Annotated in this window: 1 protein-coding gene; it reads right to left on the minus strand. The window is 28.4% G+C overall.

The window, feature by feature from the left end:
- Positions 1–69: 69 nt before the first annotated feature.
- A partial coding sequence (topB, locus tag KHW44_RS09400; protein ID WP_304068829.1) for a DNA topoisomerase III occupies positions 70–1,707 on the minus strand: 1,638 nt, incomplete at its 5' end.

Consider the following 1,707-nt stretch of genomic DNA (forward strand, 5'->3'; position numbering starts at 1 on the left):
TTTCCTTTATATCCTTGCTTTTGAAAAAACTTATATCTACTATTATCTTTCTCTGTTTTTATAATCAATTTATTTGCAATATCTACCAATGGTGTTTTTGATTTCTTCTTCAATTTCTTTTAAAAATATCTCCTTATCTTCTTTCCCATTTGCAATCTCACTTAATCCCATTTCCCATTCTGCTGTTGTTTTTGGTGATTTAAATTCATCTATTACTATTGATACTAAGTTTAAGCCCTTTCTTGTTGAAATAAGATTTCTCTTATCTCTTTTTATATAACCTTTATAAATTAGATTTTCTATTATTCCTGCACGAGTGGCTGGAGTCCCTATTCCTCTTCTTTCTACTTCAATACCTTTTTCTAAAACATCATTTCCTGCTATTTCCATAGCTTTAAGTAAACTATCTTCAGTAAAATGTTTTGGGGGTGTAGTATACTTTTCTTTAATATTTTTTTCCTTTATTTCAAGTTCATCTCCAATATTCACATTAGGAAATATCGTATCTTCACTCTTTTTCGATGTATATTCTTTTAAATACTTTGTAAATCCTTCATCTTTAATTACTTTGCCAGTGTTTGTAAATTCAAAGCTATCAAATATAGCTACAATTTTTGTTGTATTTTCAACTAGTGGATATCCAACACTTGCGTTTAGTTTATTTAATATTAGTCTATACACTTTAGATTCACTTTCTGGAAGATAAGATATATCTTTACTCAATGAACTTACTGTAGGTATAATTGCATGATGATCGCTAACTTTTTTTGAATTAAATACAATTTTAATACGCTCTGTATCAAAATCATTTTTCCCCAAAATATTATTTATTGTGCTTACAATCATATCTTCTGTTAAATACCTACTGTCTGTTCTTGGATAGGTTATATATTTCTTCTCATAAAGGCTTTGAGCATAATCTAAAGTCTGTTTTGCACTATATCCAAAATATTTGTTACACTCTCTTTGTAGTGTTGTTAAATCAAAAGGTAAATCTGGTTTCGTTATTTTTTCTTTTTTTACTAAATCTGTAATTTTTATTGTATTGCCTATTAAATTTATCAGCTGTTCAGCTATCACCCTATTATCTATTCTATTAGTGGATAGCATAAACTTATCAAGTTCTATTTCTACTGTATAATATTTTTCTTTTTTAAAATTTTCTATTTCAAAATCTCTATCTACTATCATTGCCAATGTTGGTGTTTGAACTCTCCCTATACTATAATTTTCGTCATATAAGCAAGAGTAAAGTCTACTCATATTCATTCCAACAAGCCAGTCGGCTATAGCTCTTGCCTTTGCTGAGTCAAAAAGATTATCATAGTATTTTCCATCTTTTAAATTATTGAATCCTTCTTTTATTGCAGAATCTTCCATAGATGAAATCCAAAGACGCTCTATTTTCTTTTTACAATTTGCTTTCATATACACAAGTCTAAATATAGCTTCTCCTTCTCTTCCTGCATCACAAGCATTAATTACCGCATCAACTTCTTTACTGTTCATCAGCTTTTTAAGAATATTAAATTGTTTCTTTGTGGTATTTACAATTTCGTACTTGTATTCTTTTGGAATAATAGGTAAATCTTCAATTCTCCACTTTTTATATTTTTCATCATAACTATCAGGATTTGCCATCTGAACTAGATGACCTACACACCAAGATACTCTATAATCATTTCCCTCATAATATCCATCTTTTTT

Source organism: Finegoldia magna (genome assembly GCF_018371055.1).
Taxonomy (GTDB): Bacteria; Bacillota; Clostridia; order Tissierellales; family Peptoniphilaceae; genus Finegoldia; species Finegoldia magna_I.